The 16,880-nt window shown below is 71.9% G+C and carries 12 protein-coding genes; all 12 read right to left on the bottom strand.

Annotated elements, in window-relative coordinates:
- Positions 1–199 precede the first annotated feature (199 nt).
- The 12 genes from rpmE to argS all read right to left on the bottom strand — a co-directional run bounded on the left by rpmE (position 200) and on the right by argS (position 16,709).
- Entirely contained in the window at positions 200–406 is a 207-nt protein-coding gene (gene rpmE / locus ACWA15_RS13690) for a 50S ribosomal protein L31 (protein WP_464055902.1), read from the bottom strand.
- Positions 407–581: 175 nt separating this feature from the next.
- Entirely contained in the window at positions 582–2,237 is a 1,656-nt protein-coding gene (locus ACWA15_RS13695; RefSeq protein ID WP_464055903.1) for an HNH endonuclease signature motif containing protein, read from the bottom strand.
- A gap of 1,069 nt (positions 2,238–3,306) precedes the next feature.
- Positions 3,307–5,610 (bottom strand): transcription termination factor Rho, encoded by a 2,304-nt coding sequence (gene rho / locus ACWA15_RS13700; RefSeq protein WP_464055904.1) that lies wholly within the window; start codon positions 5,608–5,610, stop codon positions 3,307–3,309.
- Positions 5,611–6,033: 423 nt separating this feature from the next.
- Positions 6,034–6,957 carry a homoserine kinase gene (thrB, locus tag ACWA15_RS13705; RefSeq protein WP_464055905.1) on the bottom strand — a complete coding sequence of 308 codons (924 nt, stop codon included), beginning with the start codon at positions 6,955–6,957 and terminating at the stop codon, positions 6,034–6,036.
- A 10-nt stretch (positions 6,958–6,967) separates the two neighbouring features.
- Positions 6,968–8,038, bottom strand: coding sequence for a threonine synthase (gene thrC / locus ACWA15_RS13710; protein WP_464055906.1), 1,071 nt, complete (start codon positions 8,036–8,038; stop codon positions 6,968–6,970).
- Positions 8,038–9,348, bottom strand: a complete 1,311-nt coding sequence (locus tag ACWA15_RS13715) for a homoserine dehydrogenase (protein ID WP_464055908.1) — start codon at positions 9,346–9,348, stop codon at positions 8,038–8,040. The genes thrC and ACWA15_RS13715 overlap by 1 nt, the downstream gene beginning before the upstream one ends.
- Before the next feature lie 146 nt (positions 9,349–9,494).
- Positions 9,495–10,433, bottom strand: coding sequence for a hypothetical protein (locus tag ACWA15_RS13720; protein ID WP_464055909.1), 939 nt, complete (start codon positions 10,431–10,433; stop codon positions 9,495–9,497).
- On the bottom strand, positions 10,420–11,289 hold the full coding sequence (locus ACWA15_RS13725; RefSeq protein ID WP_464055910.1) for a heme ABC transporter ATP-binding protein: 870 nt from the start codon (positions 11,287–11,289) through the stop codon (positions 10,420–10,422). The genes ACWA15_RS13720 and ACWA15_RS13725 overlap by 14 nt, the downstream gene beginning before the upstream one ends.
- Positions 11,280–12,392 carry a FecCD family ABC transporter permease gene (locus ACWA15_RS13730; RefSeq protein ID WP_464055911.1) on the bottom strand — a complete coding sequence of 371 codons (1,113 nt, stop codon included), beginning with the start codon at positions 12,390–12,392 and terminating at the stop codon, positions 11,280–11,282. Before ACWA15_RS13730 ends, ACWA15_RS13725 begins: the two co-directional genes overlap by 10 nt.
- A complete protein-coding gene (locus ACWA15_RS13735; protein ID WP_464055912.1) occupies positions 12,389–13,516 on the bottom strand; it encodes a heme/hemin ABC transporter substrate-binding protein in 1,128 nt (375 codons plus the stop codon). The genes ACWA15_RS13730 and ACWA15_RS13735 overlap by 4 nt, the downstream gene beginning before the upstream one ends.
- Before the next feature lie 143 nt (positions 13,517–13,659).
- Positions 13,660–15,018, bottom strand: coding sequence for a diaminopimelate decarboxylase (gene lysA / locus ACWA15_RS13740; RefSeq protein WP_464055913.1), 1,359 nt, complete (start codon positions 15,016–15,018; stop codon positions 13,660–13,662).
- Positions 15,015–16,709 (bottom strand): arginine--tRNA ligase, encoded by a 1,695-nt coding sequence (gene argS, locus ACWA15_RS13745; protein WP_464055914.1) that lies wholly within the window; start codon positions 16,707–16,709, stop codon positions 15,015–15,017. The genes lysA and argS overlap by 4 nt, the downstream gene beginning before the upstream one ends.
- Between the last annotated feature and the right edge of the window lie 171 nt (positions 16,710–16,880).

Genomic DNA, 16,880 nt, shown 5'->3' on the forward strand with positions numbered 1-16,880 from the left:
GAGTGCATGTGTCAGTCGTGCGGGTGACCGCGCGGTGGTGGAGCGTGGGGGGCGCTCGGGGCTGTGCAGTGTGCGGCGCTCGGGGCTGTGCAGTGAGCGGCGCAGGCGCCACCCGGGTAAGACAACAGCGCCGGTGGAGCCGGCGTCGGGTGCCCCTGGAGAGGTTGCCGACGCCGGATCCACCGGCGCTGTGAAGTCGCTACTTCTTGCCGTAGCGCGCCTCGAAGCGGGCCACGCGGCCACCGGTGTCGAGGATCTTCTGCTTGCCCGTGTAGAACGGGTGGCAGGCGCTGCAGACGTCGGACGAGATGGTGCCCGAGACCTGGGTGCTACGCGTGACGAACGAGTTGCCACAGGTGCAGGTGACCGTGGTCTCGACGTACTCGGGGTGGATTCCAGCCTTCACAGGGTTTCTCCTTGAGATATGCACCTGGGTCGTGAACGCCAACCGTCCACGTGAACCAGGAGCCAACGGGATATTCTCTCAGAACAATGGCCGGGACGAAAATCATCCTGCTGACCGGGCCGGACGTAGTGGTGGGCGCGGGCGCGCCCGGAGAGCGCTGGCACTGCGACGCACCTCAGAAGGGTGGGTCGTCGGGGAACCGGCTCCGGGGCTTGGGCGGTTCGCGTGGGTCGGGGTCCGGTGGCGGGTCGGTGCCGTGACCGTGGTCGTGTCCGTCGTGGTCGTGGTCGTCGGGGGTGTGGTCGTCGGGGGTGTGGCGTCCGTGGAGGGCGTCGGTGGTGGTGTAGGTCCGCCCTGACGGCGCGGTCCAGTGCACGCTCGCGCCGAGGGGTCCGGTGGGTCGTGCTGGTTCGCCGGGTTCGCCGGGTTCAGGGTCGCCTGTTCTGGGTTCATCGGGTGGGTGGGTGGTGATCTGTGCGGTCCAGGGGGTGTGATGGCGCATGCGGTGGTGGGCGCGGCAGAGGTGGATGAGGTTCTTCTGGTCGGTGGCCCCGCCGGTGGCCCAGTCGGTGACGTGGTCGAGGTCGCAGCGTCGGGCGCGGCGTGCGCAGCCGGGGAACCGGCAGGTTTCATCGCGCAGGCGCAGCCAGGCGGTGAGGTCGCCTGGGACGGTGTAGCGGTCGCGGTCCACACCCAGGACGGCGCCGGTGTGGGGGTGGGTGAGGATCCGCAGGAAGGTGGGTGCTCTCCCGCACAGGTCCCGGGCGGTCTCGGGGTCGATGGGCCCGTAGCCTTCCAGCTCGCCGGGGGTGTCACCGCCGAGGAGGGTCAGGACCGGGACGGTGACAGCGACGGTGGGGCGGATGCCGCGCATCGTGGTGCGCAGACGCCGGCTGTCCTCGGCGGAGCCGGGACCATCACCGTCACCGTCGTCGTCTGGTTCGTCGGTGTCCTCCGCGCGAGCCTCGTGCCCGGCTGGAGCGGGGTTCCCGAGGGCGTGGGTGAAGGCTTCGCGGGCGTCGTTGTCGATCATGATGGCGCCCAGGACGTCGGCGCGCAGCTGGGGCAGGGTCCGCCCGTCGTCGGGGTGCTGCAGGGACACTGCGGTGTCGGTGAGACGGTTGAAGATCGCGGTCGCGGTGGTGGCGGGCAGGTGGGCGTGCAGCCACGCCATCCCGTCCAGGTCCCCTTCCAGCAGCACCGTGCGCCCCGTCGCGGCGCGCTCGTGGCGCACGGTCACCGGGACGGGGTCGAGGCGGTCACGTTCGCGGTGGGCGTGCTGGGTGAACGCCGCGACGGTGAGCCTCTTCGCCTTCGGGACCAAAGTGGTCTCGGCCCGGGCCCGGGCGTCGGGATCCAGGTCGGCGATGGCGGCGATCATCGTGCGGGCGTGGCGGTAGCTGATCAGCCCCTCACCCAACGCCGCTGCGGTAGCGGGCAGGGCGGTCAGGGCCTGGGCGTCGTCGATGAGGTGCCCCGCGGTGGACTGGGGCAGGTGCAACGCGCAGGCCAGCTCTGCGGTCACGCTCGCCAGATCCATGTCCTGCCAGAACCCCCGCAGGGCGTGCGCGCCCGGGGCGGAGCCCTCACACGCCGCAGGGTCGTCAGGGTCGGGGTCCACCGCCGCTGCGCGCAGCGCCTCGATGAGCCCGGCCCGCACCGCCGACATCGCGTTGAGCATCCGGTCCGCAGTCACCACAGCCGCGAGCAGCTGCGCTGCGGTGTCCTGCGCCGGAGCGCCCGCCGGGGACTCGCCGGGAGCATCCGCCGGGGTCTCACCGGGGGCCCCGGCAGGGGTCTCGGTGTCGATGATGATCGGGTTCTCAAGCATGCTCCGAACCTACCTCCAGCCACTGACATTCCCGGGCGAGACCCCCGATACCGGTCGCCGCAGCACAGGGCGCGGCACCCGCCGTCGAGCACGACGTCCCGTCCGCCGGACCCGCCCAGCGGGGCCCGTGATCACCGTCGACCATCCCGTTCCAGCTCATGCCCCGACCCTACGGATCACCACTGACATTCCAGGGCAGAACCGACTCATCCGGCCGTGACCAGCGACACCGCGGAAGCGGTGTCGACGAGCGGACCATTGAATGGTGCCCTTGAGCTTGCTACCACAGCTCGATGGCCTCCTGGTGGTCCAGCGCACCCATCCCCTCAGACGGGTGAGCGGCTACCGGTCAGGTCGGCGCGTTCGGAACCGCGATGACGACCGTGGCGAAGAACCCGATCAATCCGGCCGCGTAGCCACATCCCAAGACCGCGATGCGAGGGGTGATGCCAGGCCATGGCGACCGCCAAGGGACACCATGTCGACCTGTGAGTGGGCGCTCTCCTCGGTCTCGCCTGGCAGGGGGGCGCTCAGTCCGCGGCATGCGGAGGCCAAGCACGAGGAGCGCTCCGGCAAGTGCGCTCGACGCGGAGAGGATCAGGGGCTCCCCGGTAGCAGCGACCGTGATGAAGCCCGCTGCAGCCACCGAGGTCGGGATGCCCGATCGGGCTTGCAGCGCAGGCCACACTGACTTCCGCTGCGGCACTGGGCCGAGCCACGGGAAGGCGAACGCAGGAGCTGCGCAGGAGCCCAGGAACGCTGCGCAGAATCCAGCGAAGAAGATCACCTCGCGGACTGCCGCCATCACGCGGCCCACCCAGCGGTGAGGAAGGCACCGACGACGATCAGCATGTGGGGTCCTTACCCGAGGGGTACGCCGTCATTCAGCGAACACCCCGCAGTCTAGGAACATCCCGGCAATGAACGCGGCGACTGGCGGGGACGTTCCGCGGCGCATCCGCTCCCTGACTCGACCCGCCCGGCCCTGACACGACAAGGACGCGCGACCCCGGGCAGTGATGCCCAGGGTCGCGCGTCCAGTACGTGCCGGAACTGCCGGCTCAGCGAATCAGAGCGTGCGACCCGCGTGCTCGTCCATGGGACCGGCCGGCGTGGTCTTCTGCACCTGCATGAGGAACTCGGCGTTGGACTTGGTGTCCTTGAGCTTGCCGAGCAACAGCTCGATGGCCTGCTGGTGGTCGAGCGCACCCATCACGCGGCGCAGCTTGTAGATGACCCGCAGCTCGTCCTGACCCATGAGGATCTCCTCGCGGCGGGTACCCGAGGCGTTGACGTCCACCGCCGGGAAGATCCGCTTGTCCGCGAGCGAACGAGCGAGGCGCAGCTCCATGTTGCCGGTGCCCTTGAACTCCTCGAAGATGACCTCGTCCATCTTGGACCCGGTCTCCACCAGCGCCGAGGCGAGGATCGTGAGCGACCCACCGTTCTCGATGTTGCGGGCTGCACCGAAGAACCGCTTCGGCGGGTAGAGCGCCGAGGCGTCCACACCACCGGAGAGGATCCTGCCCGACGCCGGAGCCGCAAGGTTGTAGGCACGCGACAGCCTCGTCAGGGAGTCGAGCAGCACGACGACGTCCTGGCCCAGCTCGACCAGACGCTTCGCGCGCTCGATCGCGAGCTCGGCGACGATCGTGTGGTCGGAGGCCGGACGGTCGAAGGTCGAGGCGATGACCTCGCCCTTCACGGTGCGCTCCATGTCGGTGACCTCTTCAGGCCGCTCGTCCACGAGCACCACCATGAGGTGGACCTCAGGGTTGTTCGCCGTGATCGCGTTGGCGATCTGCTGCATGATGATCGTCTTGCCGGCCTTGGGCGGAGAGACGATGAGACCACGCTGCCCCTTGCCGATGGGGGCGACGATGTCGATGACGCGAGGCGTCAGGCGTGTCGGGTCGCCGGTCTCCAGGCGCAACCGCTCCTGCGGGTACAGGGGCGTGAGCTTGGCGAAGTCGGGACGGTCGCGAGCAGCCTCGGGAGGCATGCCGTTGATCGTGTCGAGGCGGATCAGCGCGTTGTACTTCGACCGGCCGGCCGTCGCCTGTCCGCTGGTGTCGCCCTCACGGGGCTGACGCACGGCTCCGGTGACGGCGTCACCGCGGCGCAGGCCGGACTTCTTGACCTGGCTGAGCGAGACGTACACGTCGTTCAGACCGGGCAGGTAGCCCGACGTCCGCACGAAGGCGTAGCTCTCGAGGATGTCGAGGATCCCGGCCACCGGCAGCAGGACGTCGTCCTCGTTGACCTCGATCTCGTCGAAGGCGAGGTCGTCGGGTCCGCCACGGGTGCGCGCGCCGCGCTTGTTGCGGTCGCGATCGCGGTCCCGGTCACGGAACCGGTCGCGTCCACGCCGACGACGGCCGGTGCCCTCGTCGTCGTCGAAGCCGCTGCTGCGGTCCGGGCCGGTGCCGCGGTCGTTCTGACGCTGAGCGTCGGGCTGGCCACCCCGCTGGCTGTCGGCCTGAGCGCCACGCTGACCGTCGGCCTGGTTCTGGTTCTGGTTCTGACGCTGGCCGTCGTTCTGGCCGCCGCGCTGGCGGTTGCCCCGACCCTGGCCGTCGTTCCGCTGACCGTCGTTCTGGTTCTGCCGCTGGCCGTCGTTCTGGCCACCGCGCTGGGCGTCGCCCCGCGCCGCGTCGTTCGAGCCGCGGTGAGACTCACGGCTGCCGTCGCCCTGCGCGTCCGCGCGCTGGCCGTCACCGGTCGCGCGCAGTGCGTCGTCGGACGTGGAGCGTGCGGTGGTGGGCATCCCGTCGACCGGAGCACCGGCGCCACGCGCCGCACGGCGCGAGCCACGCTCACGGAGCGGACGGTCGGGCAGCGTCACGTCGACGACGGCGGCTGCGGCGCGAGCCGCACGGTCGTCGGCGGTCTCCCCGGCCGCGAGGCGGACGTCGCTGCGATCGGCACGGACCCGCTCGGTCCGCACGGGTGCGTCGAGGGAGGCGACCGAACGGGCAGCGCGCGCCGCAGCGGCGTCATCCCGAGCCGCGGCCGAGTCAGCCGACGAGCGTGTCGATGCCGGCGCAGAGGCCGGCGCAGAGGCCGGCGCAGAAGCCGGCGCAGAAGTCGGATCCGTCGTCGCAGCCGACGCCCTGCCGGAGGTCTCAGGTGCGGACACCGAGGCAACGACAGGCCCAGCGGCCTTGGTGGCCCTGGCGGGACGGCCGGAGCCACCCTGAGTCGCCTTGATGACGTCGACAAGATCGCTCTTGCGCATCTTGGACGTGCCCTTCACACCGAGCTGGGCGGCCAGGGCCTGCAGCTCGGGGAGACGCAGCGCAGAGATCGCGCCGGTTCGGGCAGAGCCACCAGCAGCGGTGCTGCTCGAAGTGGCGTCGATGGTTTCAGTCACGAAGGACCCTTCCCCTCGTTCACAGCCCGCGCGTCAAGCGCTGCCGGGCTGTGTGCGGTCGACGTCCGGCACTGAGGCGGCCGGTACGTAGTACGAACACACGTCACGTCGAGACGACGCAACGAGAGATGACACGTGTTCGGATTGCTTCCCGTGCGGCGCCGGCTGGGGATCCACCATGACTGTCCGCGGAGGTCGTAGCTATCGACGACCTCAGGTGATCAACGAGATACGAGATGCATCGACGGAGATGACCTGCGGAGCGAGACTCGGTGATGTCAGTGGCGCACTCTCCCGGTGACTGCCGGGACCTGTGGGAAACTGAGCCCACTATAACACCCGGTGGACCGCTCCCACGCGCACTTTCACCCGCTCTGCGGCGCGAGATCTGGTGCAAGATCCAGCGCGTGACCAGGTCCGAGATCACACGCGTTCCGCGACCGCCCCCACCGAGTCGATGCCCGGCTGCAGCGCCGTCCAGCGCGGCGACCCGCCGACGAGCTCGTCGACCGCGCGGGCCACCTGCTCCCGGTCGGCCACCGGGTGCAGCACCAGGACGGTGGGACCCGCACCGGAGACCGTCGCAGCGATTCCCTGCTCGCGCAGCCCGCGGACCAGCTCCCAGGTGCTCGTCATGACGCCCGAGCGGTACTCCTGGTGCAGGCGGTCCTCGGTCGCGTCGAAGAGCAACGCGGGCTCCTGGGCGAGGGCGTGGACGAGCAGCGCCGACCGGCCCGCGTTGAACGCGGCGTCCCCGTGCGGCACCGTGGCCGGCAGCACCCCGCGCGCCGCGCGGGTGGCCAGGCGGGTGACCGGCACGACGAGCGTCGGCTCGATGCCGGGGTGGATCTGCAGCCGCGCGACCTGCGGGCCACCACCGTCGCGCGACCAGGCCACCGTCGCACCGCCGAAGATCGCCGGCGCGGCGTTGTCCGGGTGCCCTTCCAGCTCGGTCGCCAGGGCGAGGATCGTCGCGTCGTCGAGCCCGGACGGGTCAGCCACGAGCATCCGCGCGGCCAGCAGCCCGGCCACCACAGCGGCGGCCGACGACCCCATCCCCCGCCCGTGCGGGATGGTGTTCGTGCAGGTCAGGTGCAATCCGGTCTGCGGTGCACCCACGTGGTCGAGGGCGACACGCAGCGCGCGCACCACGAGGTGACGCTCGTCGTCGGGCACCTCGCCGGCACCCTCCCCGGTGACGTCCACGCGGACCTGCGAGCTGGCCAGGGCGCGCACCTCGAGGATGTCGTGGTGGCCCAGGGCGAGCCCGAGCGCGTCGAATCCCGGCCCGAGGTTCGCGCTCGTGGCCGGGACCGTGACGCGGACGTGATCTGCTCCCAGCTGCATGGCGGCCGGTTCAGGCCAGCTCGAGCGCGGCAGCGATCGACATGACGTCGGCCGTGACGCGCTCCGGGACGACGTCGGAGCCGTCCAGGGTGCGCAGGGCCCACTGGGGGTCCTTGAGCCCGTGACCGGTGACGGTCACGACGATGCGCGCCCCGGCGGGCACGAGGCCGCGACGGGCGCGGGAGAGGATCCCGGCGACGCCGGCGGCGGAGGCGGGCTCGACGAACACGCCGGCCTCGGCGGACAGGATGCGGTGCGCGGCGAGGATCTCGTCGTCGGTGACCGACTCGATCACGCCGCCCGAGGTGTCACGGGCCTCGATGGCCTGCTCCCAGGACGCGGGGTTGCCGATCCGGATCGCCGTGGCGATCGTCTCGGGCTCGGTGATCGGGTGACCGGCGACGATCGGCGCGGCACCGGCAGCCTGGAAGCCCCACATCTGCGGCAGACGGGTGGAGACCCCGGCCGCGGCGTACTCGGTGTAGCCCTTCCAGTACGCGGTGATGTTGCCGGCGTTGCCGACGGGCAGCGCGTGGATGTCGGGGGCGTCGCCCAGGACGTCGACGACCTCGAAGGATGCGGTCTTCTGGCCCTGGATCCGGTCTGGGTTGACCGAGTTCACGAGCTCGACCGGGTAGGCCTCGGCGAGCTTGCGGGCGGCCACGAGGCAGTCGTCGAAGTTGCCGTCGACCTGCAGCAGCGTCGCGCCGTGCGCGATCGCCTGGCTGAGCTTGCCCATCGCGATCTTGCCGTCCGGGACGAGCACGGCGCAGCGCATGCCCGCGGCGACCGCATAGGCCGCGGCCGAGGCGGAGGTGTTGCCGGTCGAGGCGCACACGACGACCTTGGCGCCCTTGTGCTTGGCGGCCGAGATCGCCGTCGTCATGCCGCGGTCCTTGAAGGACCCGGTCGGGTTCATCCCTTCGACCTTGAGGAACACCTCGGCACCGGTGAGCGCGGACAGGGCGGGCGCGTGGACCAGCGGCGTGCCACCTTCACCGAGGGTGACGATGTGCGTCTTGAGGTGCTCGGGCAGCAGGTCGGCGTACTCGCGGATGATTCCTTGCCACAGGTGAGCCATCAGGATCCTTCAACTCGGAGAACGGACATGACGTCCTGGACGGAGTCCAGGTCTGCGATCGCGGCCACGGTCTGGGCCAGTGCGGACTCGGCCGCGTGGTGGGTGGTGATGACGAGCAGGGCCGCGGGCGCACCCTCGCCGGCCGGCTGGTCCCCGGGCAGCGCGACCTGGCGCACGGCCTCGATCGAGACCCCGGCGGCGGCGACGACCTGGGCCACCTGGGCGAGCACGCCCGGGCGGTCGGCGACGGCGAGGCGCACCTGGTAGCGGGTGCGCGACGTCGCCGGCGGCGCGATGGGCAGACCCGCGTAGTGCGACTCCTCGGGGCCCTTGCCGCCGAGCACCCGGTGGCGCGCCACGGAGACGACGTCGCCGAGGACCGCCGACGCGGTCGGCGCCCCGCCTGCGCCGCGGCCGTAGAACATGAGCTCACCGGCGGCCTCGGCCTCGATGAAGACGGCGTTGAAGGCGCCGCGGACCCCGGCGAGGGGGTGGTCGACCGGCACGAGGGCGGGGTGCACCCGGGCCGACACGCCGGCCTCGGTGGCCTCGCAGATCGCGAGCAGCTTGATGACGTGACCGGTCTGCTTGGCCCAGGCGACGTCGTCGGCCGTGACCGCGGTGATGCCCTCGCGGTAGACGTCGGAGATGGTCACGCGGGTGTGGAAGGCGAGGGAGGCGAGGATCGCGGCCTTGGCCGCGGCGTCGAAGCCCTCGACGTCGGCGGTCGGGTCGGCCTCGGCGTAGCCGAGCTCCTGGGCCTGGGACACGGCCTCGTCGAAGGCCAGCCCGTGCGTGGTCATCTGGTCGAGGACGTAGTTGGTCGTGCCGTTGACGATGCCCAGGACCCGCTGGATCCGGTCGCCGGTGAGCGACTCGCGGATCGGGCGGACGATCGGGATCGCACCGGCGACGGCGGCCTCGTAGTACACGTCGACGCCGGCCTCGTCGGCTGCGCGGTAGAGCGTGGGACCGTCCTCGGCGAGCAGCGCCTTGTTCGCGGTGACCACGGAGGCGCCCGCGGCGATCGCGCGCAGCAGCAGCGTGCGGGCCGGCTCGATCCCGCCCATGACCTCGATGACGATGTCCGCACGCTCGACGAGGGAGCTGGCGTCCTCGGTCAGCAGCGCGGGATCGATGATCGCGTCGCGCGGGGCGGAGAGGTCGCGGACCGCGATCCCGACGAGGTCGAGCCTGGCGCCGACACGGGAGGTGAGGTCGTCGGACTGCTCGATGAGCAGCCGCGCGACCTGCGTCCCGACGACGCCACATCCGAGCAGTGCGACGCGGAGCGCCGATGGTGCGGGCACAGGAGGCCACCCTTCAGGTCGTTGTGAGATCACGTGCGTCCGGCCCGCACGCACGCGCAGGGCGGCGCGCGCAGACAGTCGGGTGACGCCCACAGGATACGCGGTAGTTCTGCCCTCGCGGGCCGGGAGTTCATTCCCGACGGCGATCAGCGGGTCGCGTCGTCGTCCGTCGGGTCGGTGCTGGTCGGGTCGGTGCTGGTCGGGTCGGTACGGGTCGGGTCGGTACGGGTCGGGTCGGCCGCGCCGCGGGCGCGGGCGCGGCGCACACCGAGGTAGCCGAGCAGGGCGAGGGTGAGGAATCCGCCGACCATCGAGAGGATGAAGGTCCGCTGGGCGGAGGCGTCGTCGGCAGGGTCGGCCGGCTCGGCCGGGTCCGCAGAGATCGGGGTGATCGCCTCGGTCGGGGCGTCGGTGCTCATGTCGTCGGTCGCCGCGTCGGTCGCCGCGCCGGTCGGAGCCACCTCGGCCGCGGTCGCCACGAAGGTCACCGGGGTGAACGTCTCGTTGTTGGCGTTCTTGACCCCGTGCGCGCCGACGGTGATGAACCCGCACTGCACCACGGCGCAGTCGACCGGGGCCGCGTCGCCCTCCCGGTCCATCGCCTGGAACTGCACGGCCGGGATGGCCAGGTCCGTCGTCCAGGTGCCGTCCGGTGCGATCACCCCTCCGTTGGCGGCCGCCTCGGTGCTCGAGCCGGGGAAGGCCACGTACCGCTGGAACCCCTTGTTCTCCGCCCCCTCGACGTCGGGCGCGTAGAGGTAGTTGGCCCCGGTCGCCCCTCCCGCGCTCGGGCGCCAGGTGCCGCCCTCGGCGTCGTCGACCCAGCCGAAGGTCAGGTAGATGCCACCCGTGCCACCCTGCACCGATTGGAACCCGGAGCCGCCCACGTGCACCACAGAGCCCGCGACGACCTCGGTCACGCTCGTGCCGGTCGCGTCGGTGATGGTCACGCGGGACTCGGCGGCGGCCGGTCCGGCCAGCGCCACGGAGGCGCCGGCCACGACGAGGACCGCGAGCAGGCCGGAGGCGAGGTGCCCAGCGCGGGCGGGAGCGGTGCTGCGACGGATGGTGTCACACAGTGGCACGGGTGGTTCCTCCAGGTCGGGCGGACCGGTCGAGCGGGCTCGCCGGGGTGGTGTGCGCGGCCGGGCCGCGCACCGGAAGGATGATGAGGTCGCCGGTGACCGGGTGGTCGAACACCTCGATCGGGTGGCGGTAGACGTCGCTGAGCAGCGCACTGGTGAAGATCTCCCGGGGCGCGCCGTGGCCGCGCACCCGCCCCGCCTCGAGCACGGCGACCTCGTCCGCGTAGGCCGCTGCCAGGGAGAGGTCGTGCAGCACGACGACGACGGCGTCCCCCGCCGCGGCCTGCGCCCGGGCCTGGGCCAAGACCGCCTCCTGGTGGTGGATGTCGAGGGCGGCGGTGGGTTCGTCGAGCATGAGCACCCTCGTCCGCTGCGCGAGCACCCTGGCGAAGGAGGCGCGCCCCTTCTCCCCGCCCGACAGCGTCGGATAGAGCCGGTGGGAGAGATGGGTGACGTCCGCGGTCTCCAGGGACCGCGCCACGACGAGGTCGTCGTCGGCCTCGGGGCGCCCCCGCCACGGCGCACGTCCCATCTCGACCACCTCGTGCACGGTGAACGGGAAGGCGAGCCGCTGCTCCTGCAGCAGCACCGCGCGGTGCCGGGCCAGCTCGGACAGCTTGAGAGCGTGCAGGTCCTGACCGTGCAGCAGCACCTCACCCGCCGCCGGCTCGATGTCCCCGGCGAGGACCGAGAGCAGGGTCGACTTCCCGGCGCCGTTCGGCCCGACGAGCGCGAGCACCTGGCCCGCGTAGAGCTCGAAGTCGACCTCGGTGACGATGGGCGTGCCGTCGAAGACGACGCTCACCCCCCGCGCCCGGAGCACGGGGGCGGGAGCGGCGTCGGGCCTCATGCCCATCCTCCTGAGGTGCGACGGGTACGGCGGATGAGCCAGAAGAAGAAGGGCCCGCCGACGAGGGCGGTGAGCATGCCGATCGGCAGGTCGGCGTAGGGCACCGCGGTCCGGGCGACGAGGTCCGCAGCGAGCAGCAGCACCGCGCCGCCGAGCGCGCTGGCCGGCAGCAGCACCCGGTGCCCGGGGCCGACGAGCATCCGGACGAGGTGCGGCACAACGAGGCCGACGAAGGCGATGATGCCGCAGAAGGCCACGGCGGCAGCGGTGAGCAGCGCCACCAGCACGACGCTGACGATGCGCAACCGCTCGACGTCCACCCCGAGGTGGCGGGCCGGACGCTCCCCGAGCGAGAGCAGGTCGAGGCGCCGCGAGAGCAGGAACACACCGACCAGGCCGAACGCCACGAGAGGGGCGACGACGCCGACGTACTGCCAGCGGGTGCCGTTGAGGCTGCCCAGCTGCCAGAAGACGATCTGCTCGCGGGCCTGGGTGTCGCCGAGGAAGGTGAGGAACGCGATCCCGGCCCCGCACATGGCGTTGACCGCGACGCCGGTGAGCACGAGGGTGACCACCTCGGTGCGCCCGCCGGACCGGGACATGAAGTACACGAGCAGGGTGGTCAGCAGACCGCCGACGAAGGCGAAGGCCGCCACGGTCCACGAGCCGAGGAACGTCCAGCCGAACACGATGACCAGGCAGGCGGCCACGGCCGCGCCGGAGGAGACGCCGACGACGCCGGGGTCGGCCAGGGGGTTGCCGAACACTCCCTGCATGAGCGCCCCGGCCGAGGCGAGGGCCGCGCCGACGAGGATCGCGAGGGTGACCCGGGGGAAGCGGATGGTCCACAGCGCGGCGTCGCCGTTGGGGTGGGTGGGCATCGGTCCGACGTCGAGACCGGCGCGGTGCAGGACCGAGCCGAGCACCTCCGAGGCCGGGATGTGCAGCTGCCCGATCCCGGCGGACAGGACGGCCAGGGCGACGAGCGCGACGGCGAGGACGGTGAAGAGCAGGCCGACCCGGACCGTGCGGCGCGCGCCGGACACGGCCGGTGCCGTCGTCGCCGCGCGACCGGGCGCCGCGACGGGAGTCGCGACCGGGCCGGTCACGACGGGTCCTGCGGGGCGTAGAGGGCGACCGCGAGGGCGTCGAGCACGCTCGCAGTCCCCGGCCCGAAGCTGAGGATCTCGGAGTCGTCCATGTCGATGATCCGACGTTTCTCCCCCGCCGGTGTCTGGGCGAGCGCCGGGATCGACTCGATCAGCCCGTCCACCCCGCCGGCGGAGTCGAGGCCGGCGGACATGACGAGCACCACGTCGGGCTGGGCCGCGATGAGGCCCTCGTCGCTGACCGGGCGCATCCCGGACCACCCGATCTCGGTGGCCACGTCGATCCCGCCGAGGGCGGTGACCAGGGTGTCCGCCCCGGAGTCGGTGCCGAACATGTAGTAGACCCCGGCCTGGCCGCGCACGTAGAGGAAGACGATCCGGAGCTTGTCGGCGGGTGCGGTGGGGGCGACCGCGGCGATCTGGGCGACCTTGGCGTCGATCTGGGCGGTCACCCGCTCGGCCAGGGCCGCGCCCTCGGCGGGCAGCCCGACGGCGGTCGCCACCTCGGTGATGAGGGAGGCGACGTTGTCGAGAGAGCGGTCGGAGTCGACGATGACGACCGGGATCCCGGCGTCGCGCATCTGCAGCACGACGTCCCACGGGCCCAGGCTCGTGTCGGTGATGATGAGGGTCGGTGCGAGCTCGAGGATCGCCTCGGCGTTGAGGTCGTGCCCGCTCTGGGTGACCAGCGGCAGCGCGGCGACCTCAGGGAAGGACGACGACGCGTCCCGGCCCACGAGGTTGGCGCCCAGGCCGAGCTCGTAGACGATGCGGGTGGTGGTGCCGTAGACGTCGAGGGCGAGGATCCGGGACGTGTCGGTGACCGTGACCTCGGTGCCCTGCATGTCGGTCAGGGTGAGCGGGAGGGTGGGCTCGGGCGGCGTCGCCGGGGCGGGGACGCTCGAGTCGACCAGCAGCGCGGTCGAGCCGCCCACGTGGGCCTTCGGGTCTGCGACCGGCGTGACGTCGGCCAGCTGGACACCGCCGTCGATCGGGCGGTCGGAGCCGCCGGCCCCGGTCGCACCGGTCGCGCCGTGGCAGGCGGCCAGCAGGAGGGACAGCGCGAGCACGCCGGCCACCTGACGGATCCCACCCCACGCGCGGTGTCGACGCGGTTCTGTCATCGTGCCGGGACCATCCAGGTGTGCATGCGGCGCTGCCACGAGCGCTGCTGGGAGTGAAGACCGCCCCGGACAGGGAGGTATGGATACCCTAACCTAAGTCCCCCGTCTCCTGAGTCGTTCCGTGACGAAGGTCACGGCTCACGCTAGCCGAGGTCGAGGGCGAGCAGGTCATCCTCGGTCTCCCGGCGCACGATGACGCGCGCCTCGCCGTCGGACACGGCTACCACCGGGGGGCGCAGCACGTGGTTGTAGTTGCTCGCCATGGACCGCCCGTAGGCACCGGTGGCGGGGACCGCGAGCAGGTCACCGGGGGTGATGTCGGCCGGCAGGGTGATGTCGGAGATGACGATGTCCCCGCTCTCGCAGTGCTTGCCGACCACCCGGGCGCGCATCGTCTGCGTCGAGCCGGTGCGGTTGGCCAGGCGCGCGGTGTACCGGGCGTCGTAGAGGGCGGGGCGGATGTTGTCGCTCATCCCGCCGTCGACCGAGACGTACACCCGCACCGAGCCGTCCTCGAGGGTCACCGGCTTGACCACGCCGACCGTGTACAGCGTCACCGTCGTGGATCCCACGATCGAGCGTCCCGGCTCGATCGAGATCCGCGGGACCGTGGTGCCCAGCTCCGTGCACACCTGCCCGACGACACCGGCCAGGTCGAGCGCGAGGGACGGCACGTCGATCGGGGTCTCGTCCGCCGTGTACGCGATGCCGTAGCCACCACCGAGGTCGAGCTCGGGCATGAGGTAGCCGGTGGCCCCGCGCAGGTCCTCGCGCAGGCCGAGCATCTTGCGGGCGTTGATCTCGAAGGCCTCAGCGTCCTGGATCTGGGAACCGATGTGCGTGTGCGCCCCGAGCAGCTCGAGCTCGGAATGAGCCAGGACCGCAGACAGTGCGGCCAGTGCCTGCCCGCCGGCGAGGGAGACGCCGAACTTCTGGTCCTCGTGAGCGGTCGAGATGAACTCGTGCCCGCCGGCGTGGATGCCGGTGGTCACCCGGACCATGACCGGCACCGGGTCGGCGCTCGTGCGCCCTGCCGCGCGGGCCGCCGCGGCGACCCGGTCGATCTCGGCGAAGGAGTCGACGACGATCCGCCCCACCCGGGCCTCGATCGCCCGGGAGATCTCGGAGTCGGACTTGTTGTTCCCGTGCAGGCCGATCTCGGCGCCAGGCACCTCGGCGCGCAGCGCGACCGCCAGCTCCCCGCCGGTGCAGGTGTCCACCCGCAGGCCCTCCTCGCGGGCCCACCGGGCCACCGCCACGGAGAGGAAGGACTTGCCCGCGTAGTAGACGTCGACGCTCGTGCCCAGCGGGGCGAAGGCGTCGGTGAACGAGTCGACGAACAGCCGCGCGCGGGCCCGGAAGTGCCCCTCGTCCAGGATGTACGACGGCGTCCCGAAGTCGCGCGCGAGGGCAACCGCGTCGATCCCGGCCAGGGCGAGCGCGCCGGCGTCGGACACGGTGGCACCCTGGGGCCAGACGTGCGCCTCGAGCGCGGCGGTCACATCCGCTCCGGGGCGCCGACGCCGAGCAGGTCCAGGCCGTTGGCGAGCACCTGACGGGTGGCGTCGTTGAGCCACAGGCGGGTGCGGTGCAGGTCGCTGACCGCTTCCTCGCCGATCGGGGTGACCCGGCACTCGGCGTACCACTTGTGGTAGTCGCCGGCGAGCGCCTCGAGGTAGCGCGCCACCCGGTGGGGCTCGCGCAGCTCGGCCGCCTGGGCGATGACCCGGGGGAACTCGGTGAGCGAGCCGAGCAGCCCGGACTCGGTGTCCGCCACGAGCAGGGACGGGTCGAAGGCGTCGGAACCGTCGGGCGCCGTCCGCGAGACACCGTGGTCGGCCGCGTTGCGGGCGACGTTGGCGGTGCGGGCGTGGGCGTACTGGACGTAGAAGACGGGGTTCTCGTTCGTCGCCCGGGACAGCAGGTCGAGGTCGATGTCCAGGGACGAGTCGGTCGAGGACCGCACGAGGGAGTACCGCGCGGCGTCGACGCCGACAGCCTCGACGAGGTCTTCGAGGGTCACCACGGTCCCGGCCCGCTTGGACATGCGCAGCGGCGTGCCGTCCTTGAGCAGGTTGACCATCTGGCCGATGAGGATCTGCAGGTTCTCCCCCGGCACGTCACCGAATGCCGCGCACACGGCCATGAGCCGGGCCACGTAGCCGTGGTGGTCGGCGCCGAGCATCATGATGACGTCGGTCGCCCCACGCTCGCGCTTGTCGAGGTAGTAGGCGATGTCGCCGGCGATGTAGGCGGCCTCGCCGTCGGACTTGATGATGACGCGGTCCTTGTCGTCACCGAAGTCGGTCGTGCGCAGCCACACCGCGCCGTCCTTCTCGAAGATGTGCCCACCTGCGCGCAGCCGGGTCAGGGCGCGGTCCACGGCTCCGGACTCGTGCAGGGAGTCCTCGTGGAAGTACACGTCGAAGTCGACGCCGAAGCCGTGCAGGGCGGCCTTGATCTCGGTGAACATCTGCTCGACGCCGATGGACCGGAAGACCTCCTGGGCCTCGGCGTCGGGCAGCGTGAGCGGGTCCGGGCCGCCGGCCGCGGCGACCTCGGCGAGCACGGCGTCGGCGATGTCCTGGATGTACTGGCCGCCGTAGCCGTCCTCGGGGGCGTCCTCGCCCTTGGCGCGGGCGAGCAGCGAGCGCGCGAAGCGGTCGATCTGCGCCCCGTGGTCGTTGAAGTAGTACTCGCGGGTGACCTCCGCGCCGGCGGCCTGCAGGATCCGGGCGAGGGAGTCACCGACCGCGGCCCAGCGCACACCGCCGATGTGGATGGGGCCGGTCGGGTTCGCCGAGACGAACTCGAGGTTGACGATGTGCCCGGCCTCGGCGTCGCCGTGCCCGTACACGGCCCCCTGCGTGAGGATGGTGCGCGCGAGCTCGCCGGCGGTCGCGGCGTCGAGGGTGATGTTGAGGAAGCCGGGCCCGGCGACGTCGACGCTCTTCACGCCGGGGGTCGAGCCCAGTCGGGCGGCGAGGTCCTCGGCGAGGGTGCGCGGGGCGATGCCGGCCTTCTTCGCGAGCTGCAGGGCGATGTTCGTCGCCCAGTCGCCGTGCTCGCGCTGGCGGGGTCGCTCGACGAGGATCTGCGCGGGCAGCGCCTCCGGGTCGAGGGCCAGGGTGCCGTCGGCGATGGCGTCGGCGAGGGCAGCGCGGAGTGCGGCGGAGAGCTCGTTAGGGGTCACCGTGCAATCCTAGCGAAGCCAGCCCGGCGCCTCCTCCACCGTCCTGACCCACCGTCCTGATCCACCGCCCGGCCCGCGAGCGCTTGCTCACCGACCCGGACAGACCCGACAACGATCCGGTGTCCAGTGGGTAGAGTGCGGCGTGGGATCCGGGTGGCGATGGGGCCGACG

It is taken from the genome of Sanguibacter sp. TS_SC_8 (assembly GCF_055361235.1).

Bases quoted from the DNA above. Each gene is read 5' to 3' on its own strand.
- ACWA15_RS13695 (WP_464055903.1), bottom strand. From the start codon at position 2,237: ATGCTTGAGAACCCGATCATCATCGACACCGAGACCCCTGCCGGGGCC.
- thrB (WP_464055905.1), bottom strand. From the start codon at position 6,957: ATGCAGCTGGGAGCAGATCACGTCCGCGTCACGGTCCCGGCCACGAGC.
- thrC (WP_464055906.1), bottom strand. From the start codon at position 8,038: ATGGCTCACCTGTGGCAAGGAATCATCCGCGAGTACGCCGACCTGCTG.
- ACWA15_RS13725 (WP_464055910.1), bottom strand. From the start codon at position 11,289: ATGGGCATGAGGCCCGACGCCGCTCCCGCCCCCGTGCTCCGGGCGCGG.
- ACWA15_RS13735 (WP_464055912.1), bottom strand. From the start codon at position 13,516: ATGACAGAACCGCGTCGACACCGCGCGTGGGGTGGGATCCGTCAGGTG.